The 21663-nt window shown below is 65.8% G+C and carries 19 protein-coding genes; 11 read left to right on the forward strand and 8 right to left on the reverse strand.

All coding sequences use genetic code 11. From position 1 onward, the window contains the following. Positions 1 to 104: 104 nt before the first annotated feature. Together ldtR and ACQR1I_RS16865 are read right to left on the reverse strand one after the other, a co-directional pair. Positions 105 to 617 carry a transcriptional regulator LdtR gene (gene ldtR / locus ACQR1I_RS16860; protein ID WP_434866832.1) on the reverse strand — a complete coding sequence of 171 codons (513 nt, stop codon included), beginning with the start codon at positions 615 to 617 and terminating at the stop codon, positions 105 to 107. A 359-nt stretch (positions 618 to 976) separates the two neighbouring features. Continuing rightward, a complete protein-coding gene (locus ACQR1I_RS16865) occupies positions 977 to 1444 on the reverse strand; it encodes a DUF6163 family protein (RefSeq protein WP_434866831.1) in 468 nt (155 codons plus the stop codon). Positions 1445 to 1664: 220 nt separating this feature from the next. Between ACQR1I_RS16865 and hemB the strand changes: the two genes are divergently transcribed. The 3 genes from hemB to ACQR1I_RS16880 all read left to right on the forward strand — a co-directional run bounded on the left by hemB (position 1665) and on the right by ACQR1I_RS16880 (position 4312). Beyond that, positions 1665 to 2726, forward strand: a complete 1062-nt coding sequence (gene hemB / locus ACQR1I_RS16870; RefSeq protein WP_434866830.1) for a porphobilinogen synthase — start codon at positions 1665 to 1667, stop codon at positions 2724 to 2726. A 175-nt stretch (positions 2727 to 2901) separates the two neighbouring features. Further along, positions 2902 to 3447: an RDD family protein gene (locus ACQR1I_RS16875; RefSeq protein WP_434866829.1), complete on the forward strand. Its 546-nt coding sequence runs from the start codon at positions 2902 to 2904 to the stop codon at positions 3445 to 3447. A gap of 88 nt (positions 3448 to 3535) precedes the next feature. Further along, positions 3536 to 4312, forward strand: a complete 777-nt coding sequence (locus ACQR1I_RS16880) for an arginyltransferase (protein WP_434866828.1) — start codon at positions 3536 to 3538, stop codon at positions 4310 to 4312. Between the two features lie 56 nt (positions 4313 to 4368). Here ACQR1I_RS16880 and ACQR1I_RS16885 read toward each other — a convergent pair whose 3' ends face one another. Beyond that, positions 4369 to 5706 carry an Nramp family divalent metal transporter gene (locus tag ACQR1I_RS16885; protein ID WP_434866827.1) on the reverse strand — a complete coding sequence of 446 codons (1338 nt, stop codon included), beginning with the start codon at positions 5704 to 5706 and terminating at the stop codon, positions 4369 to 4371. A gap of 416 nt (positions 5707 to 6122) precedes the next feature. Between ACQR1I_RS16885 and ACQR1I_RS16890 the strand changes: the two genes are divergently transcribed. Then, a complete protein-coding gene (locus ACQR1I_RS16890; protein WP_434866826.1) occupies positions 6123 to 7349 on the forward strand; it encodes an MFS transporter in 1227 nt (408 codons plus the stop codon). On the opposite strand, the gene ACQR1I_RS16895 is transcribed toward ACQR1I_RS16890, so the two are convergent. From ACQR1I_RS16895 to arsC, 3 genes are read right to left on the reverse strand one after another with little or no spacing between them, the layout of a single operon-like run. Beyond that, the gene (locus ACQR1I_RS16895) at positions 7346 to 7780 is read right to left on the reverse strand and encodes a universal stress protein (protein WP_434866825.1); all 435 of its coding nucleotides are present in this window, start codon (positions 7778 to 7780) and stop codon (positions 7346 to 7348) included. The two genes, ACQR1I_RS16890 and ACQR1I_RS16895, sit on opposite strands and share 4 nt — an antisense overlap. A gap of 60 nt (positions 7781 to 7840) precedes the next feature. Next, positions 7841 to 9112: an adenylate/guanylate cyclase domain-containing protein gene (locus ACQR1I_RS16900; RefSeq protein ID WP_434866824.1), complete on the reverse strand. Its 1272-nt coding sequence runs from the start codon at positions 9110 to 9112 to the stop codon at positions 7841 to 7843. 21 nt (positions 9113 to 9133) lie between these two features. Then, the gene (arsC, locus tag ACQR1I_RS16905; protein ID WP_434866823.1) at positions 9134 to 9538 is read right to left on the reverse strand and encodes an arsenate reductase (glutaredoxin); all 405 of its coding nucleotides are present in this window, start codon (positions 9536 to 9538) and stop codon (positions 9134 to 9136) included. Between the two features lie 214 nt (positions 9539 to 9752). Here arsC and ACQR1I_RS16910 point away from each other — a divergent pair, with 214 nt between their 5' ends. Then, entirely contained in the window at positions 9753 to 10571 is an 819-nt protein-coding gene (locus ACQR1I_RS16910) for a chromate resistance protein ChrB domain-containing protein (RefSeq protein WP_434866822.1), read from the forward strand. Continuing rightward, positions 10568 to 11959 (forward strand): chromate efflux transporter, encoded by a 1392-nt coding sequence (gene chrA, locus ACQR1I_RS16915; protein ID WP_434866821.1) that lies wholly within the window; start codon positions 10568 to 10570, stop codon positions 11957 to 11959. Before ACQR1I_RS16910 ends, chrA begins: the two co-directional genes overlap by 4 nt. Positions 11960 to 11971: 12 nt before the next feature. Here the strand turns inward: chrA and ACQR1I_RS16920 are convergent, their stop codons facing one another. Together ACQR1I_RS16920 and parC are read right to left on the reverse strand one after the other, a co-directional pair. Further along, entirely contained in the window at positions 11972 to 12946 is a 975-nt protein-coding gene (locus tag ACQR1I_RS16920) for a cation diffusion facilitator family transporter (protein ID WP_434866820.1), read from the reverse strand. Positions 12947 to 13212: 266 nt separating this feature from the next. Next, positions 13213 to 15465: a DNA topoisomerase IV subunit A gene (parC, locus tag ACQR1I_RS16925; RefSeq protein ID WP_434866819.1), complete on the reverse strand. Its 2253-nt coding sequence runs from the start codon at positions 15463 to 15465 to the stop codon at positions 13213 to 13215. 348 nt (positions 15466 to 15813) lie between these two features. Here parC and ACQR1I_RS16930 point away from each other — a divergent pair, with 348 nt between their 5' ends. From ACQR1I_RS16930 to ACQR1I_RS16950, 5 genes are all read left to right on the forward strand, one after another. Continuing rightward, a complete protein-coding gene (locus ACQR1I_RS16930; protein WP_434866818.1) occupies positions 15814 to 16644 on the forward strand; it encodes an alpha/beta fold hydrolase in 831 nt (276 codons plus the stop codon). A gap of 741 nt (positions 16645 to 17385) precedes the next feature. Beyond that, positions 17386 to 17604, forward strand: a complete 219-nt coding sequence (locus ACQR1I_RS16935; protein WP_434866817.1) for a hypothetical protein — start codon at positions 17386 to 17388, stop codon at positions 17602 to 17604. Positions 17605 to 17926: 322 nt separating this feature from the next. After that, complete coding sequence (locus ACQR1I_RS16940) at positions 17927 to 19138, forward strand: ABC transporter substrate-binding protein (RefSeq protein WP_434866816.1); 1212 nt, start codon at positions 17927 to 17929, stop codon at positions 19136 to 19138. A 10-nt stretch (positions 19139 to 19148) separates the two neighbouring features. Then, positions 19149 to 20882: an FAD-dependent oxidoreductase gene (locus ACQR1I_RS16945; RefSeq protein WP_434866815.1), complete on the forward strand. Its 1734-nt coding sequence runs from the start codon at positions 19149 to 19151 to the stop codon at positions 20880 to 20882. Then, on the forward strand, positions 20879 to 21640 hold the full coding sequence (locus ACQR1I_RS16950; protein WP_434866814.1) for an SDR family NAD(P)-dependent oxidoreductase: 762 nt from the start codon (positions 20879 to 20881) through the stop codon (positions 21638 to 21640). Before ACQR1I_RS16945 ends, ACQR1I_RS16950 begins: the two co-directional genes overlap by 4 nt. The last annotated feature ends 23 nt before the right edge of the window (positions 21641 to 21663 follow it).

The following is a 21663-nucleotide window of genomic DNA, read 5'->3' on the forward strand; positions in this document are numbered from 1 at the left end:
CGCCGGCCTGGAGGGCCGACGCCAAGGTCTGAAGTAGATGATCAACGGCTCTCCGGTCTTGGCTCCGCTGCGCGGAGGCCGGCTCAGCCGGAACGATGTGCGCCTCAGAGGCGATAGAGAATCTGATCGGTCCAGAACCGCTCGAGACGATGCAGCGACTTGTTGAGCGTGGAGAACTCCTCGCTCGAGATGCCGCCGACCTGCTCTACGGTCTTGACGTGCTTCTGGTACAGCGCATCGACGATGCGGCGGATCTCCTGGCCTTGCGGCGTCAGGCGGATGCGGACCGAACGGCGGTCGACGCGCGAGCGCTGGTGGTCGAGGAAGCCGAGTTCGACCAGCTTCTTCAGATTGTAGGACACGTTGGAGCCGAGATAGTAGCCGCGCGTGCGCAACTCGCCCGCGGTCAGTTCCTTGTCGCCGATGTTATAGAGCAGCAGCGCCTGGACCGAATTGATGTCGGAACGACCACGGCGGTCGAACTCGTCCTTGATGACGTCGAGCAGGCGGCGATGCAGCCGCTCCACCAGCGTCAGGGCTTCCAGATAGAGCGACTGGACAGTGCCGCCCGTGCCCGGCGCAGCAGTCTCCACGGCCGTCGCAACGGCTTTCATCATGACACTTCCCCTGTCGTCGTTTTTGTCGACTTATTCGACGAAACTTTTGTCCCGTCTGATAGAGCGAACTTAAGGGGGGTGCTTTGAAGATCGCCTTAAATAAGAGCATAAAGAGAGAATGAATCGCGGAGAGTGAATTCTCTTTTAAGCCTGTAAATACAGCGGCTTTTGCAAGAGTCCGTTGACGGTGGCGACGGGATGTTCGCGTTTTGTCTCATCTGCTGTCGCATTCCAAAACAGGTGAGGTTCCCGCCGCTAAGGTCTGTGTAACAGCTGTGGCAAGTGGTCTTAAGGTGCTCGAAACATTACTTGCATCGCGTAAGAAGGATTTACGGCGAGCAACGATTTGTCAGCACCACCTACGGTGGGCGCTCTCGCGCCGACATCCAGGCCAGCACGAGATAGGCCGCGAGCATGATCGCCTCCCCGGCGACCACCAGCAGGTTGCCGCCATAGATCCCGGGGAACATCAGTTCGATGACGGCCATCGAGACCACCGTGGTGAGCCACACCACCGCGCCCCAAGGCGTCGCCAGCCACAGCCCGACGGCTGCAACGAGCTCGATCACCGCGAAATAGACCGTCGCCGCCTGCCAGGCCATCGCCTGGTTCTCGAACGCCTCGTCCTCGCCGCCGATGAAGCCGGTGACCTGGGCCCAGTGGTACAGCCCCTTGGCGATCGAGAGCATCGCCATGACCCGCAGGAACAGCACGAGCCGCCGCGTCCAGACATTCTCGTCACCGTCACGCCGGTCCGACGACAGCGCCGCAACCGACATGGCGACGTTGTCGCGCGCCAGATCTCGCGCCGAGGGGATTTCAGGCATGGCCGTTCGGAGCTTTCGGGCGCGTCGTCATTTGGGGCCTCTCAAGACCAGGAGGATGGCGATTCCTGGGCTGGCCGGCACCGTGAGACCAGCCGGGCCGGAAATCAACCGGGCAGCTTGCGTCACGTCAAGTGACGCGCAGGGTGCAAAGTGCTACAGATTGTTGGAATACCAACAATCAAAATCTGGCTCGCCGGCCAGCTCAAGGAGCCAGCACCCCATGGCAATCAAATTCGGGCGCCCGATCGATGTGCGTGACGTCACGCGGACCCCGGCCGCGGGAACACCACCAACGCTCGATCTGACCATCCGCCCGCGCCGCAACCGGAAGGCCGAATGGGCGCGCCGCCTGGTGCGCGAGAACGTGCTGACGACGGACGATCTGATCTGGCCGCTGTTCGTCGTCCAAGGCGACCGGACCCGCAGCACCGTCGCCTCGATGCCGGGCGTGGAACGGCTGAGCGTCGACGAGATCGTGCGGGACGCCGAACGCGCCGCCAAGCTCGACATCCCCTGCATCGCCCTCTTCCCTTATACCGAGCCGTCGCTGCGCGACGAGCACGGCTCCGAATCCTGCAATCCCGACAATCTGGTCTGCCAGGCGGTGCGTGCGATCAAGCAGGAGTTTCCGGAGATCGGCGTGCTCTGCGACGTCGCGCTCGACCCGTTCACCAGCCATGGCCATGACGGCCTGATCAAGGACGGCCGCATCCTCAACGACGAGACGGTCGCGGTGCTGGTGCGTCAGGCCCTGGTCCAGGCCGAGGCCGGCTGCGACATCATCGCGCCCTCGGACATGATGGACGGGCGCGTCGGCGCCATCCGCCAGGCGCTCGACCAGGCCGGTTTCCTCGACGTCCAGATCATGGCCTATGCGGCCAAATATGCCTCGGCGTTCTACGGCCCGTTCCGCGACGCGATCGGCTCGGCCAAGACGCTGACCGGCGACAAGCGCACCTATCAGATGGACAGCGCCAATACCGACGAGGCGCTGCGCGAGGTCGAGCTCGACATCGCCGAGGGCGCCGACATGGTGATGGTGAAGCCCGGCATGCCCTATCTCGACGTCGTCCGGCGCGTGAAGGACACCTTCGCCATGCCGACCTTCGCCTACCAGGTGTCCGGCGAATACGCGATGATCGCCGCGGCCGCCAACAACGGCTGGATCGATGGCGACCGCGCGATGATGGAGAGCCTGCTCGCCTTCAAGCGCGCCGGCGCCGATGGGGTGCTCACCTACTTCGCGCCACAGGCTGCCGAGCGGCTGCGCCAGCAGCGCTGAGCCGACGCGCGAACTGCCGATAACCTGGCTGGGGCCCAGCGATTCGCGGCCTCGGCTGAGCTGCGGCATCTGACGCAAAATCGTCCGAAATTTGCCGCGGGCCGTCCCAGGACGGCCCCTTGCAACCGCGTCCGCGGTTCCCATGTCCTGGTTGCCAATGTCGGAGGGTACATCCATGGCGTACACGGGTCCCGGTGGGAACGGCTGGAGCAGCGGCGGAGCCGGCCTGCGGCCGCACGCCTACGATCCCTATCAGCAGCCCGAACTGTTTCGTGGCGTGCTGACGCGGCGAATGGTTGCGTTCCTGATCGACCTCCTCGTGCTCACGGTCCCGGTGATCCTGGCCGTGATCTTCATTGCGCTGTTCGGCGTGGTCACCCTTGGCCTCGGCTGGGCGCTGTTCTGGCTGGTGTCGCCGGCCTCGGTGATCTGGGCGATCGTCTATTACGGCGCCACCATCGGCGGACCCAACTCGGCGACCATCGGCATGCGGGTGATGGATCTGCAGGTGCGGACCTGGTACGGCGCGCCGGGCTACTTTGTGCTCGGTGCCGTGCATGCGGTGTGCTTCTGGATCTCGGTTTCGGTGCTGTCGCCGTTCGTGCTGCTTGTCGGACTGTTCAACGGCCGTCGCCGGCTGCTGCACGATTTCGTTCTCGGCACCGTCGTGATCAACACGTCGGTGCGCGCACAACTGGCTGAACCGGCCCGGACGTGGTGAGACCGCACGTGTCGCATCAAAAGCGATTGACCCAAAGCTTTCGGGGCGCAATTCTGTTCACGATCGCCTCGGAGGCTCACGACGTTCCTTGACCCAGCATTCGCGTGACACCCCGCAATTCTACCTGACCGCGCCGTCGCCCTGCCCGTATTTGACCGGGCGACAGGAACGCAAGGTGTTCACGCATCTGGTCGGCGACAAGGCGACCGATCTCAACGACCTGCTCACCCATGGCGGCTTCCGCCGCAGCCAGTCGATCGCCTACCGTCCCGCCTGCGACCAGTGCCGGGCCTGCGTGTCGGTCCGGGTGATCGCCAACGAGTTTCGGCCATCGCGCAACTTCCGCAAGGTGCTCGCGCGCAATTCCGATCTGGTCGGCGAGCAGCGCAGCGCGGTGCCGACATCCGAGCAATATTCGATCTTCCGCGGCTATCTCGATCAGCGCCATCGCCATGGCGGCATGGCCGACATGACGGTGCTCGACTACGCGATGATGGTCGAGGACAGCCACGTCGAAACCCGCATCATCGAATACCGGCGCCGCAACCTGAGCAATGGACCTAACGCCCGTGGCGGCGAGTTGGTCGCGGTGGCGCTGACCGACGTGCTCAGTGATGGGCTGTCGATGGTGTACTCGTTCTTCGACCCGTCCGAGACCACCCGCTCGCTCGGCACCTTCATGATTCTCGACCACATCGCACGGGCCCGGCGCCAGGGGCTGCCCTACGTCTATCTCGGCTACTGGATCGAGGGCTCGAAGAAGATGGACTACAAGAGCCGCTATCTGCCGCAGCAGCGCCTGGCGGCTGCCGGCTGGCTGCGCGTCGACGCCGAGGGAGGCACGGCGCCGGAACCGCAGGAATGAAAGGGGCGAATAGCCAATAGGGCTTCTCTTACCCCCCTATTCGCTACTCGCCTCCATCACCCCGTCGCCAGATCCCACACCAGCTTCGCATTGAGCACGATGATCGCCACCGCGATCAGCCCGGCAATGGCGGTCAGCCAGCGCGGCGCGACGAACTGCCCCATCTTGGCGCGGCTGGCAGTGATCAACACCAATGGCACGATCGCGAATGGCAGCTGCAGGCTGAGCACGACCTGACTGAGGATCAGAAGCTGACCGGTCGCCTTTTCGCCGGCCCAGATCGTCACCACGACGGCCGGGACGATCGCGATCATGCGGGTGATCAGGCGGCGCAGCCACGGCGCGATCCGCCATTGCAGGAAGCCTTCCATCACGATCTGTCCGGACAGGGTCGCGGTGATCGTGGAATTCAGACCGCAGCACAACAGCGCGATCGCAAACAGCGTCGGCGCCAGCGTCGATCCGAGCAGCGGCGCCAGGAACGAATGCGCCTGGTCGAGTTCGGCCACGTCGTGCTGCCCGGTGCGATGGAACGTCGCCGCCGCCAGGATCAGGATCGAGGCGTTGATGGTCAGGGCCAGGCAGAGCGCGATGGTGGAATCGATCGTCGAGAGCGTGATCGCCTCGCGTTTCTCAGCAGGGCTGTCGCCATAGCCGCGGGTCTGCACCAGCCCGGAATGGAGATACAGATTGTGCGGCATCACGGTCGCGCCGAGAATGCCGAGCGCGAGATAGAGCATCTCGGGATTGGCGATCAGCTGGCCGCTCGGCACGAAGCCCTTGACCACCTCGGCCCAGTCCGGCTGGGCCATCGCGATCTGGATCGCGAAGCACAGCGCGATGATGCCGAGCAGCGCGACGACGAAGGCCTCGATCCAGCGGAAGCCGAACGCCTGCAGCGCCAGGATGAGGAAGACGTCGAGCGCGGTGACGCAGACGCCGATCGACAGCGGCAGCCCGAACAGCAGGCTGAGCCCGATCGCCGTGCCGATGACCTCGGCGAGGTCGGTGGCCGTGATCGCGATCTCAGCCGACAGCCACAGCGGCACCGAAACCCAGCGTGGCGTCGAATCGCGGCAGGCCTGGGCGAGATCACGCCCGGTCGCAACGCCAAGCCGCGTGCACAGCGACTGCAGCACGATGGCCATCAGGTTCGACAGCAGCGCGACCGAGAGCAGCACGTAGCCGAACTTGGAGCCGCCCGCGAGCGAGGTCGCCCAGTTGCCGGGGTCCATGTAGCCGACCGCGACCAGATAGCCCGGGCCGAGAAAGGCGATCAGCTTGCGCCACAGCGATCCTTTCGCGGTGGTTCGCACCGACGCGAACATGTCGCCCAGCGACGGCTCTCCGCGCTCGCCGCGCCAGCCTTCACCGCCATCACTCGGGGGCAGCATCACGTGCAACTGCGAAAGGTCTGACGATTTTGCGTCCATCATGGTATCCTGAACGAAACCGACCTTTAATGCAACTTATTTGCAAGTGCATGCATGGTCGTCGCGTTTGGCGCGGTGGAGGCTGTGTCGTTCGTCACGTTCATGCTCGCTTCTGCTGGGCGCACAAATTGCGAGCCCGGTCGTATCGTCATGTGAATGGTAACTGGTCGCACCTGACATAATCCCGTCGCGTCTGCGAAACTCGGCCACCGACCTGTCTGAAACGCCTGTGGCGCCCTGCAAGATTTGTGACGGGTACAGACGGCGTCGGGTGACGGGGAATGTGAAGGCGGGCGACGGGAGCGATCGGAAAGCGGGTGGGACCGAAGGGCCTTGGTGTCGATGATGTCAGCATCCATCACCACAGGTTCCGCATCATGCTGCCCTCGCCCACCCTGCCCGCCAGCTTCCAGCGCCTCGCCTGGTCCAACCTTGCAGCACAATCCGCCGAGCAGATCGCGCTCGCTGCCGCGCCCATCGTGGCCGTGCTTGCGCTCGGCGTCGGCGAAGGCGAGACCGGCCTGCTGCAGACCGCGCTGACCGCGCCGTTCGTGCTGTTCGCCATTCCCGCCGGCCTGCTCGCGGACCGCATGCCGCGGCGGCGGCTGATGGCCGCGGCGGAAGCGTTGCGCGCGCTGGCGCTGCTGGCGATCCTCATCGCCTTCGCGACCGGCGCGCTGACGCTGTCGCTGCTGGCCGCGCTCGGCTTCACCGCGGTGTGCGGCACCGTGGTGTTCAGCGTCGCGGCGCCGGCCCTGGTGCCGAGCCTGGTCGACCCGGCGCAGCTGGCCGCGGCGAACGCGCGGATCGAGCTCGCCCGAACGATCGCCTTCGCCGGCGGGCCGGCCTTGGGCGGCATGCTGGTCGGGTGGATCGGCGGGGCGCCCGCCTTTGGCTGCGCCGCGGCGCTGTCGCTGATCGCGGTGCTGTGCCTCGCCGGCATCGCCGAGCCCGTCCGCATGGCGGTGCCGCGCCGCCATCCGCTGGCCGAGATCAAGGAGGGCGCCGCCTTCGTGTTCAGTCACGCGCTGTTGCGGCCGGTGTTCGCGACCCAGTTCATCTTCAACACCGCGCATTTCCTGCTGCTGGCGGTGTTCGTGCCCTATGCCGTCCACCGGCTCGGCCTGTCGGCCGGCGGGGTGGGAACGGTGCTGTCGATGTTCGGCATCGGCATGGTCTGCGGCGCACTGCTGGCGACGCGGATCATGCGGCGCCTGCCGTTCGGCACCGTGATCGGGCTCGGGCCCGTCACCGGCTTCGCCGCGGCGCTGATGATGGCCCTCACGACGCTGGTGCCCTCTCCTATGCTCGCGGCGCTGAGCTTCTTCCTGCTCGGCGCCGGCCCGATCCTCTGGGTGATCTCGACCACGACGCTGCGGCAGTCGGTGACGCCCGCCGGCCTGCTCGGGCGCGTCTCGGCCATCAACATCCTGAGCTACGGCGCCCGCCCGTTGGGCTCGCTGCTCGGCGCCGCAGTCGGCGCCAAGTACGGCGCCGACCTGTGCCTCTATCTCGCAGCGGCCATCTTCGGCCTGCAGGCGCTAGTCATCGTCACCTCTCCGGTCGTCGGCATCGCGCGCCAGCCGGTGCCGCAGCCGGCCTAGCGATAGACCAGGATCGGCACGGTCGAATGGGTCAGCACCTTCAGGGTCTCGCTGCCGAGAATGGCCGAGACGCCGCGCAGGCCGTGGGAGGCCATCAGCACCAGGTCGCAATCCTCGTTGCGCGCCGTCTCGACGATCGCCTCATAGGGCTTGTCGTGCTCGACGCAGAGCGTGGCGCAGGCGACGCCGGCCTGCTCAGCATCCTCCTTCACGTGGTCCAGATATTTCGCGGTCTGATCGGCGACCAGCGACTTGTACTGCGCCAGCGCCTTGGTGGCGGCATGTGGATCGACGACCAGCGAATGCAGCGGCGTCGACACCACCAGCGCGGTGACCTTCGCTCCGGTCGCTTTCGCCAGCGCGACGCCGTGCCGGATCGCGGCCTTGGACAGATCGGATCCATCGGTTGGTAGCAAGATATGCGTGTACATGAGCTTCGTCTCCCCGTGGGAGAGGCTGGGCAGACTCGCATCCCCGGGCATTGACGTGGGTCAAGCCTGCGACATCTCGTCCGCCAGGTAGTTCTCATAGGCGCGTGTCGCAGGCGCGCTCGCCGCGATCTCCGGATCGAGCGTGAACAGGTCCTGCGCACGGCCGATGCCGCGCAGCGCGTAGCGGCCGGTCGACACCAGATAGCGGCGGCCCTCGTCGTCCAATCCTGCGCAGAATTCGGCCGACGCCAGCAACTCCCGATCGACCGAGCGGCACATCGAGGCGATGCGGCTGACCTCGTTGACCGCCGGACCGACGACGGTGAAGTCGAGCCGGTCCTCGCTGCCGATGTTGCCGTAGAACACCTCGCCGACATGCAGGCCGACATAGGCCGACGTCACCGGCCGCCCCTCGCTGCTTCGTCGTGCATTGAGCTTCACGATGTTGAGCCGGAAGCGATGCTCGGCGCGCAGCGCGGCCTGACGGGCCGACGCCATGTCGCCGGTGAAGATCGCCAGCACGCCGTCGCCGATCAGCTTCAGCACGTCGCCGCCGGACTCGTAGATGGCGTCGATCGACGCTTCCGCATAGTCGTTGAGCAGTGGGATGATCTCGTCGGGCGAGATGCTCTCGGAGATCGCGGTCGAGCTGCGCAAATCGGAGAACCACAGCACCGCATTGATGCGCTCGGTGACGCCGCGGGAGATGCGGCCGCGCAGCACCTGCTCGGACGCATCGCGGCCGAGATAGACCCGGCCCAGCGTGCGCACGATGTCGACCTGCTGCGCGGACTTGATCGTCAGCGCCAGCACCGGCACCAGGTCCCGCAATGCGCCGATCTGCGCCTCGGTGAAACCAACGTCGCGCCGCGTCAGCCAATTCGAATAGAAGCAGTCCATCTGCCCGAGCGTGCCAGCGTCGCCGAACCGGTGCACGAAGGCGACATAGTGCCGATGCCCCTGTCCGGAAAGCTCACCGATGACTGGAAAGTCGAGATGGGCGGCATTCAGCAGGTCGATGCGGAACTCGTCATCTCCGTTCTCAAGCATGTGGTGGAAGACGGAGCGCCGCCAGTTCTGTGCCGCCTCTCCCTCGTTGCTCGAGCCATATTCGAAGCTGTCGGCCTCGTTGGTGTCGCGATCATTCCAGCGGAAGCCGCGCCCCTCGAAAATCGGATGCAGCGTATCGATGATCCCCATGCTGCGCGACAAGGCGAGCCCGGCCGCGCAGCAGCGCTCACAAAAGCCGCGCAGGATTTCGTTCTCCGGTACGCCGGTCAGGCCCTGAGCCACGAGCCAGTTCATCACGTCGAGACGGGTCGCAACGTCCATTTCAACTCACATTTCCAAACTTCAAAACGGCCGGCTCACCACCTCGCCGTCCTCCTTCGTGAAGGAGGCGACGGGATGGTCGAGCAGGTCGAGCACGCGCTCGGACGGGCGGCAGAGCCGCGCGCCCTTGCCCGTCACCACGATCGGCCGGTTGATCAGGATCGGATGCGCGAGCATCGCCTCGATCAGCTGATCGTCGGTCCACCTGGCATCGCCGAGCCCGAGCTCGGCATAAGGCGTCCCCTTCTCGCGCAGCACGTCACGGACCTTGATCCCCATCGCGTTGACCAGCGCAATCAGCTGACCGCGGCTCGGCGGCGTCTTCAGATACTCGATCACGTCCGGCTCCTCGCCGGAGGCGCGGATCATCGCCAGCGTGTTGCGCGACGTGCCGCAGGCCGGATTGTGATAGATCGTTACGGTCATGGTTGGCTTGAATCTTCTTTGTAGGTGATGCGCGCGCCATGGCGTGTCGGACATCGATGGCCGGCCCGGCAAGTGCCGATCATACCGCGACGCGACGACGATTGACACGACCAACCGGTTCCGCTGTAATATTCCGCATGGGGACTTCGCGATCTCCCCACGAGGCGACATGCCCAAGTATCGCGTCCCGTCATTTTTGACACGAGGACGCATCATGTCATCCTTCGCATCGATTTCTCCTGACAAGCTCGGCCGGTTGATCGGAACACCGCAGTGCCCGGTGCTGATCGACGTTCGCATGGACGAGGATTTCGCCATAGATCCGCGGCTCCTTCCCGGCTCCATCCGGCGCTCCGCCGAGGACGCTCCGCAATGGAGCGCGGACTTTGCCGGCCGCGCGGTCGTCGTCGTCTGCCAGCGCGGCGCCAAGTGGTCGCAAGGTTCCGCGGCCTGGCTGCGCGTCGCCAAGGCATCGGCCGAAAATCTCGAAGGCGGCTTCGAGGCGTGGCTGGCCGCTGGTCTGCCGCTCGTGCCCGTGGCCAAGCTGCCGCCCCGCGACACCAGGGGACGCACCGTCTGGGTCACCCGCGCCCGGCCGAAGATCGACCGGATCGCCTGTCCCTGGTTGATCCGGCGTTTCGTCGATCCGCAGGCCGTCATCCTCTACGTCGCGCCGCCCGATGTGATGGCCGTGGGCGAGCGTTTCAAGGCTGCGCCATTCGACGTCGAGAACACGTTCTGGAGCCATCGCGGCGAACTCTGCACCTTCGACGTGATGATCGAGGAGCTTGGCCTGACGACGCCGGCCCTGCAGCGGCTGGCCACGATCGTGCGCGCGGCCGACACCGCGCGGCTCGATCTCTGTCCGGAGGCGGCCGGCCTGCTGGCGGCGTCGCTCGGCTTGTCGCGCATCTACGATGACGATCTCGCGCAACTCGAGGCTGGCCTTGGGCTCTATGATGCGTTCTATCGCTGGTGCCGCGACGCGACGGCCGAATCGCACAATTGGCCGACCAACAGAGTGAAGCCATGACCGAGCTGGTCTCATCGACAGCCTCCACCGAAGCTGACGCCACACATGGCGTCAGCTTCAACGAGGCATTCAAGGTCTGGCTGCGGGTGGCGCTGCTGTCGTTCGGCGGCCCGGCCGGCCAGATCGCGGTCATGCATCGCATTATCGTGGACGAGAAGCGCTGGGTGTCGGAGAGCCGGTTCCTGCACGCGCTCAACTACTGCATGCTGCTGCCCGGCCCCGAGGCGCAGCAGCTCGCGACCTATATCGGCTGGCTGATGCACCGGACGGCCGGCGGCCTGATGGCCGGCGGGCTGTTCATTCTGCCCGGCATCATCGCGATCATGGCGCTGAGCTGGATCTACGTCGCCTTCGGTCACGTCTGGTTCGTCGAGGCGCTGTTCTTCGGCTTGAAGGCCGCCGTGCTCGCCATCGTCATCCAGGCGGTGGTGCGCGTCGGCAGCCGCGCGCTGCGCAACAACGTCATGATCGCCCTCGCGGCGATCGCCTTCATCGCGATCTTCTTCTTCGCGGTGCCGTTTCCGATCATCATCATCGGCGCCGGCGTGATCGGCTATCTCGGCGCGCGCGCCGGTCGTCCCGAGTTCGCCGCGGCGGGTCACGGGAGTGGCAAGAACGGCGACGGCGACAGCGCGCTCGGGGAGGTGCTTCCCGATCACGCCAAGCCGAATGCGCGGCGAACGATCGTCACCGCCCTCGTCTGGCTCGCCCTGTGGCTCACCCCGGTGATCGCGCTGGTCGCGATGCTGGGCGCGGCGAACACGTTCAGCCAGATCGCGCTGTTCTTCAGCAAGATGGCGATGGTGACGTTCGGTGGTGCCTATGCGGTGCTCGCCTATGTCGGCCAGCAGGCGGTGGAGCACTATCATTGGCTTGCACCCGCGGAGATGCTCGACGGTCTCGGCATGGCCGAGACCACGCCGGGGCCGCTGATCATGGTGCTGCAATTCGTCGGCTTCATCGCCGCCGCGCGCGATGGCGGCTCGCTTTCGCCGCTGATCGCCGGCACGCTGGGCGGCCTGCTCGCCACCTGGGTGACGTTTGCGCCGTGCTTCCTGTGGATCTTCGTGGGCGCGCCGTACATCGAGGTTCTGCGCGGCAACAAGGGTCTCTCCGGCGCGCTCGGGGCGATCACCGCGGCGGTGGTCGGCGTGATCCTCAATCTGTCGATCTGGTTCGCGCTGCATACGCTGTTCCGCAAGACCGTTCCGGTGAGCGGCTTCGGCGTCGACTTCGATGCGCCCGTGCTGTCGAGTGTCAATGGCCCGGCCTTGGCGCTGGCGATCGCCGCGGCGGTGGCGATCATTCGCTTCAAACAGGGCATGCTCACCGTGCTCGCCGCCACCTGCGCCGCCGGTGTTCTGCTCAGATTGGCGGGCTGGAGCTGAGGCATCGGCGGCTCACACCACGTCGGCCGGCGCCAGCTTGCATGGCTTGCCGTCGGCCTCGATCTGCAGGGTAGGATGCTGGATGTTGAAGCGGCGGGACAGCTCGGCGCAGACCTGATGCAGGAACGCGTCGTCTGTGCCGTCGGGGCACACCAGATGCGCGGTCAGCGCAGTCTCGTTGGTGCTCATCGCCCAGACGTGGAGATCGTGCACCTCGTGGACGCCATCGAGCGAGGCGAGATAGTCACGCACCTCCGGCAGCGCGATGTCGCGCGGCACGGCATCGAGCGCGAGGTTGACGCTGTCGCGCGCCAGATCCCAGCCGCTGAGCAGAATCACGATGGCGATGACGATGCTGACGACGGGATCGACCCATAGCCAGCCGGTCCAGATCGTGATCAGCGCGGCGATGACGACGCCGAACGACACGGCCGCATCGGCCGCCATGTGCAGATAGGCGCCGCGGATGTTGAGATCGGTATCGCGGCCGCGCATGAACAGCATGGCTGTCGCGCCATTGATGACGATGCCAAGCGCCGCGACCCACAGCACGGTCGTGCCGGCCACCTCGCCCGGATTGCGCAGCCGGTCGAACGCCTCGACCGCGATGCCGCCGACGACGAGCAGCAGCAGCCCGGCGTTGATCAGCGCTGCGAGGATCGAGGCGCGCCGATAGCCGTAGGTATGACGATCGGTCGGCCGCCGCGCCGACAGCCACAGCGCGCCCCACGCCAAGAGCAGCGACATCACGTCGGAGAGATTGTGGACGGCGTCCGAGATCAGCGCCAGCGAATGCGCGGCGTAGCCGAAGATCAGCTCGGCGACGACGAAGGCGCTGTTGAGCGAGACGCCGATCGCGAACGCCATGCCGAAGCTGGCGGGCGCATGGCTGTGGCCGGCGTGGCCGTGCCCGTGGGAATGCGCGTGGGAGTGATCTTCGGAATGACCATGATCGTGGTCGTCGTGATGCGAATGGGAGTGCGCCATGAGACCACTTAACAGGTGCTGATAACGGAATGAGATGTCGTCCCGGCGAACGCCGGGACCCATAACCACCGGCGGCAATCGGTTGGCACGCGCGTCGTTCCAGCCTGCCCCATCCCGCGTCCTGTGGCTATGGGTCCCGGGTCGGCGCCCCACGCGCTATGCGCGCGGGGCTTGCCCGGGACGACGACCTTCTTTGTCGGTCCGGCTGTTGCCAAATCGGACCATCGGAAGATCGCCGAGCTTCGCTCACCTCACGCCCGCTCGCCTCACTCGATCGGCCGGTTGAACTTGTTCGACTTCGGCAGGCCTGCCGCGACGCGGCCGGCGTCGGCGCGGTTGCCGCGGAAGTCGGCCAGCTCCTTCCAGCTCAAGCCCTGGTCGCGCCCGGCGGAATCCTTCCAGGCGAGCCCCTGCTTCTGCTCGAACGTCGTGACGTCGGACAGCTGCGCGCTGGTGTATTTCTGCAGGCGGACGCCGCGGCCGCGCGCCATCTCCGGCACCTGGTCGAGCCCGAACACCACCATCTTGTGGTTGGTGCCGATGACCGCAACCTGATCGCCCGTGACCGTGGTGATCGCGCGGGCTTCCGCCGGCGCCGTGACGTTGAGCACCTGCTTGCCCTTGCGGGTATTGCTGAGGCAATCCTCTTCCTTGACCACAAAACCCTGGCCGTCGGAGGCCGCCACCAGGAACTTGCGCTCGCCCTTGGTGACGAACATCGAGACGATCGAGGCGTCCTGGTCGAGATCGATGAACATCCGGATCGGCTCGCCATGGCCGCGGCCGCCCGGCAGCTTGCCGACGTCGAGCGAGTAGAACTTGCCGTTGGTCGCGAACAGCAGCACCTTCGAGGTGTTCTCGGCGAAGAACGCCTGGCCGAGCTGGTCATCGGTCTTGAACTGCAGGTTCGATAGATCGGCGACGTGGCCCTTCAACGTGCGCACCCAGCCCTTGTCGGAGACGACCACCGTCACCGGCTCGCGCTCGATGAAGGCCTCCTCGATGGCGGCGAGATCATGCTCGGGCGCATCGGCGAAGTTGGTGCGGCGCTTGCCGAGCGGCGTCTTGGGCCCGAATAGGTCGCGCACCGTCTTGACCTGCTCGCCGACCTTGGCCCACTGCAGCTCCTCGGACCCGAGCAGCGCATTGATGCCCTTGAGCTCGCCGCGCAGGTTCTTGTCCTCGGTGCGGATCTCCATTTCCTCGAGCTTGCGCAAGCTCCGCAGGCGCATGTTGAGGATCGCCTCGGCCTGCACCTCGGTGAGCTTGAAGGTCTTCATCAAGACCGGCTTCGGCTCGTCCTCGGTGCGGATGATCCGGATCACCTCGTCGATGTTGAGATAAGCGATCAGGTAGCCGCCGAGGATCTCGAGCCGGTTCTCGATCTGCTTCTTGCGGTAGTTCGAGCGCCGCAGCAGCACGTCGCGCAGATGATCGAGCCATTCGCGCAGGCACTCGGCGAGGCCGACGACCTTCGGGATCTTGCCCTTGATCAGGACGTTCAGGTTCAGCGGAATCTTGCTCTCGAGGTCGGTCAGCCGGAACAGCGATTCCATCATCAGCGCGGGATCGACGTTCTTCGACTTCGGCTCGATGACGAGCCGCACGTCCTCGGCGGATTCATCACGGACGTCGCCGACCAGCGGCAGCTTCTTCTCGTTGAGCAGCTCGGCGATCTTCTCGACCAGGCGCGACTTCTGCACCAGATACGGGATCTCGGTGATGACGACGATCCAGGTGCCGCGGTTGCCTTCTTCCTGCTTCCACTTGGCGCGCACGCGGAACGAGCCGCGGCCGGTGGTGTAGGCCTCGATGATCTGTTCCTTGGAATCGATCACGGTGCCGCCGGTCGGGAAGTCCGGACCCTTCACCCAGCGCAGCAGCGCGCGCGACTTGGCATCGGGCTTCTCGATCAGATGCAGCGCGGCGTCGCACAGCTCAGCAGCGTTGTGCGGCGGGATCGAGGTCGCCATGCCCACGGCGATGCCCTGCGCGCCGTTGGCGAGCAGGTTCGGGAAGCCGCCGGGCAGCACCACCGGCTCCTTCGACTGGCCGTCGTAGTTCGGACGGAACTCGACGCCGTCCTCGTCGATGCCTTCGAGCAAAAGGCGCGCGACATCGGTCATACGCGCTTCGGTGTAGCGATAGGCGGCCGGATTATCGCCGTCGATATTGCCGAAATTGCCCTGGCCGTCGACCAGCGGATAGCGCGACGAGAAATCCTGCGCGAGGCGCACCATCGCGTCGTAGATCGCCTGGTCACCGTGCGGATGGAACGAGCCCATCACGTCGCCGACGATCTTGGCGGACTTCTTGAACGCGGTGCCGGGATCGAGCCGCAGCAGCCGCATGCCGTACAGAATGCGTCGATGCACCGGCTTGAGGCCGTCGCGCGCGTCGGGCAGCGCGCGATGCATGATGGTCGAGAGCGCATAGGCGAGATAGCGCTCTTCGAGCGCATCCCGCAGCGTCACCTCGTGGATCTCCGCCGGCTCCGGCGGAATCAGTGATTTTCCCATAAGCGAGAGCTTTCAGTGGGTTAGCCCAAGGACTTGAGCTGAAACGAACGATTTGGGAACACGCTTTATGCGATCGCGGCCCTGGGCGCAACGACGGGCCTGTCCGGTTCCCGGCCGAACGACGCGAAACGGCCGGCATGGAACCGCATCGCAGCCCGCCAAACATGCAGCCTGCTCGGCCCTGCCGCAGCTTGGCGCCCACGAATTGCGCAGGCCGATGCGCTTCGGCGTGCAACGATGTCGCACACTATTCTGTGTAGCTGAGATCGTCATGCTGCACCGCTAAGGTGACTGCGCGCCGCGCCTTGAACGCGGCAAGTCCCATGCAGTGAGAAAGGCAGATTCCCCATGAGCTCAGGATTCGTGACGACATCGGACGGCACGCAGATCTTCTACAAGGATTGGGGCTCGGGCCAGCCGATCGTCTTTCACCATGGCTGGCCGCTGTCGTCGGACGATTGGGATGCGCAGATGCTGTTCTTCCTCGACAAGGGTTTTCGCGTCATCGCCCATGACCGGCGCGGCCACGGCCGCTCGAGCCAGACCGAGCACGGCAACGAGATGGACACCTACGCCGCCGACGTCGCCGCGCTCGCCGCCAAGCTCGACCTCAAGGACGCCGTTCACGTCGGCCACTCCACCGGCGGCGGCGAGGTCGCGCGCTACGTGGCGAAGCACGGCAAGGGCCGCGTCGCCAAGGCTGCGCTGCTCGGCGCGGTGCCGCCGATCATGGTGAAGACCGAGAGCAATCCCGGCGGGTTGCCGATCGAGGTGTTCGACGGCTTCCGCACGGCGCTCGCCGCCAACCGCGCGCAGTTCTTCCTCGATATTCCGACCGGCCCGTTCTACGGCTTCAACCGCGACGGCGCCAAGGTGTCCGAGGGCGTGATCCGCAACTGGTGGCGCCAGGGCATGATGGGCGGCACCAAGGCGCACTACGATTGCATCAAGGCGTTCTCGGAAACCGACTTCACGGAGGATCTCAAGGCGATCGACGTGCCGGTGCTGCTGATGCATGGCGAGGATGACCAGATCGTTCCGATCGACGATTCCGCCCGCATCGGCATCAAGCTGCTCAAGCATGGGACCTTGAAGACCTATCCGGGCTTCCCGCACGGCATGGCCACCACGCATGCCGACGTCATCAACGCGGATCTGCTGGCCTTCATCAAGGGGTAGCTCCAAAACCGCCGTCATCGCGAGCGTAGCGAAGCGATCCAGAGCACCGCGACGACTCTGGATTGCTTCGTCGCCTTCGGCTCCTCGCAATGACGATGGCATGCGTCTCTTCGTTCTCGCGACGCAATCCGCGCCCGAGCTATCAATTTCGATCCGCCCTCATCTAACAGGAGGGCGCAGGGAAGGCCGGACCTCGACTGAGGCCCGTGGCCCGCCTGCGAAAAAAAATGCAGGCGGCAGGAACCACAGGTCAGCCGGACGACCCGGCCCTCCCTGCGCGATGGGCTACCGACTTATACGCAGTCTCCCCGGTGTCCGGCTTGTTAGCCACCGTCATCGGCGCCATGCGCTGACGCATGCATCGCCGACTTGGCACCAGCATCGGGGTGCCGGGACGCTGCGATTTCATCGTCCTGCCGGCTTCGTTCGTCCGCACGCCGTGAAGCGCGCTGCGAGCCGACAGGCCACCGCTCCCCGCCTCGCGTGTCGTGACGATCGCGCGCAACGCCCCTCCGACTGAGGCGGGATGCGCGGAAACATCGTCCTGATTTGCCCGACGACACAAGTCGATAAGCCTGCGACAGATTGGCTCGACGGGCAATCCGCGCATGGCAGGCCAGCTAATTCTGTATAACCGAATTTCGGCTGAGCCGGAACCGCTGCGGCCGCCAGCGCGTTGCCAGCTGACAAATGTGCCGCGTGATCGATGTCCCCCGAAGCTCCCGCTGCGGACACGTCTCCATGAAGGACTTCTCAGACGCCGCCTTTGCACCCGACGTGATCGCGCTGATGACCGAGGCGCTCGATGGCGCGGTCGCCGCCCTCCCCGAGCCGGTCAGCTCCACCCATGTCAACCTGCTCGCCGAATCCGTGCTTCGCACCGCCAAGACCGGGGAACGCGACCCCGCCGTGATGCAGCGATTGGCACTCCTTGAACTGCAGATCATGCCGCGGGTGTAGGTCGGACTCACTTACAAAGTGCCCCACCCCGTCATTCCGGGGCAAGGCCGCAGGCCTTGAACCCGGAATCTCGACATTGTCTTGCGTCCCTCATCTCGGGATTCCGGGTTCAACCGTCAACGCGCTGACGCGCGTCGTCGATTGCCCCGGAATGACGGCGAGGAACGGCCATGCCGTCCCGCGAAACCAAGCCGCCTCGCGACCTAGCAAGTCAACAATCCGGACTGCGCCTCGCTTATTCGTTATTGACAAATCTATTCGTCATTACCTAACTTCCTTGCATCGCCGCCGACAGAGCGGGAAGCAACCGGGAGGATTCTTCATGCGACGGCAGTGGCTCGCCTGCGCGTTCCTGGCAACGGCATCATTCATTGCGACGAGTGCGTCGGCTCAGGTCTCCGACGACGTGGTACGGATCGGCGTGCTGACCGACCTGTCGAGCTGGGGACGTGACAACAGCGGTCCGGGCTCGGTGGAAGCGGCGAAGATGGCGGTCGAGGAGTTCGGCCCCACCGTGCTCGGCAAGCCGATCGAGATCATCAGCGCCGATCACCAGATGAAGACCGACGTCGGCACCACCATCGTTCGCGACTGGTTCGACAACGGCAAGGTCGACGCCGTCGTCGACATCCCCAATTCCGGCATCGCGATCGCCGTGCACAACATGGTGCGCGAGCGCAACAAGATCGCGCTGCTGTCCGGCCCCGGCGCGAGCTCGCTAACGGACGAGCTGTGCAGCCCGAACACCGTGCACTTCACCTACGACACCTATGCGCTGTCGAAGGTGACGACCTCGGCCGTGATCGGCCAGGGCGGCAAATCCTGGTACTTCATCACCGCGGACTACGCGTTCGGCCAGCAGCTGGAAAAGGACGCGACGCGCTTCATCAAGGAGCTCGGCGGCACCATCCTCGGCGGCGTCAAGCATCCGACCAACACCGCCGACTTCTCATCCTTCGCGCTGCAGGCACAGAGCTCGAAGGCTGACGTCGTGGCGTTCGCCAATGCCGGCCAGGACACCGACAATGCGATCAAGCAGTCCGGCGAGTTCGGCCTGGTCAAGGGCGGCCAGAAGCTGGTCGGCCTCTTGATGTTCGACACCGACGTGCACGCGATCGGGCTCGAGGCGGCGCAGGGTACCTACATGACCACGGCGTCGTACTGGGCGATGGACGACAAGACCCGCGCCTGGTCGCAGAAGTTCTTTGCCCGCACCAAGGTGATGCCGACGATGATCCAGACCGGCGTCTACGGCTCGGTGCTGCATTATCTCAAGGCCATCAAGGCGGCCGGCACCGACGATGCCAAGACGGTCATGGCCAAGATGCGCGAGCTGCCGATCGAGGACACCTTCGTTCATGGCGGCAAGCTGCGCGAGGACGGCCGCGTCATCCGCGACATGTATCTCGCCCGCGTCAAGAAGCCGTCGGAATCGAAGGAGCCGTGGGACTATCTGGAGATCATCAAGACCGTGAAGGGCGAGGATGCGTTCCGGCCGGTCTCGGAATCCAAGTGCCCGCTGTTGAAGAAGTAGGAGCGCACGCATGAGCGGAGCCGATGCCAGAGACGGCGATACCTATGATTGCGACGTGCTGGTGGTCGGCTCCGGCTGTGCCGGGCTGTCGGCGGCGGTGACCGCCGCCCATGCCGGATTGAAGGTGGTCGTCACCGAAAAGGAGCCACGGTTCGGCGGCACCACGGCGCGCTCCGGCGGCTGGCTGTGGATCCCGGGCACGTCGCTCGCGAAAGCCTGGGGCATCGATGAGCCGCCGGAACTGGCGCGCACCTATCTGCGCCACGAGGCCGGCAACAGCTTTGATGCGGCGCGCGTCGACGCGTTCCTGACAAAGGGCCCGGAGGCGGTCGACTTCTTCACCGGCAATACCGCTCTGAAATTCGACATGCCGCTGACCTTCCCGGACTATCACGCGGAGGCGCCGGGCGGCACGCAGGGCGGCCGCTCGATGGTGACACGGCCGTTCGACGGCCGCGAGCTGGGCGATCACGTCAAGGATCTCGGCCAGCCGCTGCCGGAGCTCACCGTGTTCGGCATGATGCTCGGCTCCGGCAAGGAGATCATCCATTTCATGCGCGCGACCAAGTCGCTGACATCGGCGTTCTACGTCGCCAAGCGGCTGTCGAAACATGCGATGGACGTGCTGCGCCACGGCCGCGGCATGACGCTGACCAACGGCAATGCGCTGGCGGGCCGGCTGGCGAAGTCGGCGTTCGATCTCGGCATTCCATTGTGGCTGTCCTCGCCCGTGGCCGAGCTGATCCGCGACGGCGATGCAGTGCGCGGCGCTGTCGTGACGCGGCAGGGCAAGCGTGTCCGAGTCAACGCGCGGCTCGGCGTCGTGCTCGCCTGCGGCGGCTTTCCGCATGACGTGGACAGGCGCAAGGCGATGTTCCCGCATGCGCCCAGCGGCCAGGAGCATTTTTCGCCCGGCCCTGTTGGCAACACCGGCGACGGCTTGCGGCTCGCTGAAGCCGTCGGCGGCCGCGTCGAGGATGGCCTGCCGCATGCGGCGGCGTGGGTGCCGGTCTCCGTCACCACCCGCAAGGACGGCAGCAAGGGCGTGATGCCGCACTTCATCGATCGTGCCAAGCCGGGGGTGATCGCGGTCACCCCGGATGGCGTGCGCTTCGCCAATGAGGGCAATTCCTACCACGACTTCGTGCAGGCGATGGTCAAGACGGCCAAGCCGGGGCGCGAGATCGCGGCCTATTTGATCACCGACCATCGCTCCTTGCGCCGCTACGGGCTCGGCTGCGTGCCGCCGTTCCCGATGCCGCTCGGGCACCATCTCAGCACGGGCTATCTCAAGCGCGGCGCGACGCTGGCCGAACTGGCGCGCGTCACCGGCATCGATGCGATGTCGCTGGAGGCCACGGTGGCTGCGTTCAATGCCGACGCAGCGCTCGGCCAGGATCCGGCGTTCGGCAAGGGCTCGCGCGCCTACAACCGCTACCAGGGCGACGCGCTGCACGGGCCGAACCCGTGCGTCGCGCCGATCAAGGACGGGCCGTTCTACGCCATCAAGATGGTGATCGGCGATCTCGGCACCTATGCCGGCATCCGCACCGACGAGCATGCCCGCGCGCTCGACGCGCAGGGCCAGCCGATCGAGGGGCTCTATGCCGCCGGCAATGACATGGCGAGCATCATGGGCGGCAACTATCCGGGCGCCGGCATCACGCTGGGACCGGCGCTGACCTTCGGCTACATTGCCGGCCGGCATCTCGCCGAAAGTGCCGCCCAAAGGAGCGCCGCATGAGCGACCATCAGATGTTGGCCGGAAAGCTCGCGCTGGTCACCGGCGCCGGCAATGGCAATGGCCGTGCGATCGCGCTCGGGCTCGCGGACCGCGGCGCCGATGTCGTGATCACCGACATCGACATGGATGGCGCCGAGCGCTGCGCGGCCGAGATCCGCGGCCGCGGCCACAAGGCCTGGGCGCATCGGCTCGATGTCACCGACGCCGCGGGCTGCACGGCGCTGGCGGCGCAGATACGGGCTGAGGTCGGCGCCATCGCCATCCTCGTCAACAATGCCGGCATCATCATCCGCGAGAACATCGATTCCCCGCGCGCCGCAGAGAATTGGCAGCGTGTCATCGACGTCAATCTCAACGGCGTGTTCAACGTCACCTACGCCTTCCTCGCCGCCTTGCGCGAGACGCGCGGCACGATCGTCAACATCGCCTCCGTCGCCTCCTTCATCGGCATCAGCAACACGCTCGGCTACTCGCCGTCCAAGGGTGGCGTGAAGTCGCTGACCCAGGCGCTGGCGCGCGAGCTTGCCGCCGACGGCATCCGCGTCAATGCGATCGCGCCCGGCGTGATCGCGACCGCGATGACCGAGTCCACGCGCAACGATCCGCAGCGGCTTGCTGGCTTCATGAGCCGCACGCCGCTCGGCCGCGTCGGCCAGCCCGAGGAGCTGGTCGGCCCGGTGGTGTTCCTGGTCTCCGACATGGCGTCCTACGTCAACGGCGTGACCTTGCCGGTCGACGGCGGCTTCCTCGCGGTGTAGGCAGCAGCCGGACCGGGGGACCA

This window comes from Bradyrhizobium sp. HKCCYLS2038 (assembly GCF_051167655.1).
Classification (GTDB): Bacteria; Pseudomonadota; Alphaproteobacteria; order Rhizobiales; family Xanthobacteraceae; genus Bradyrhizobium.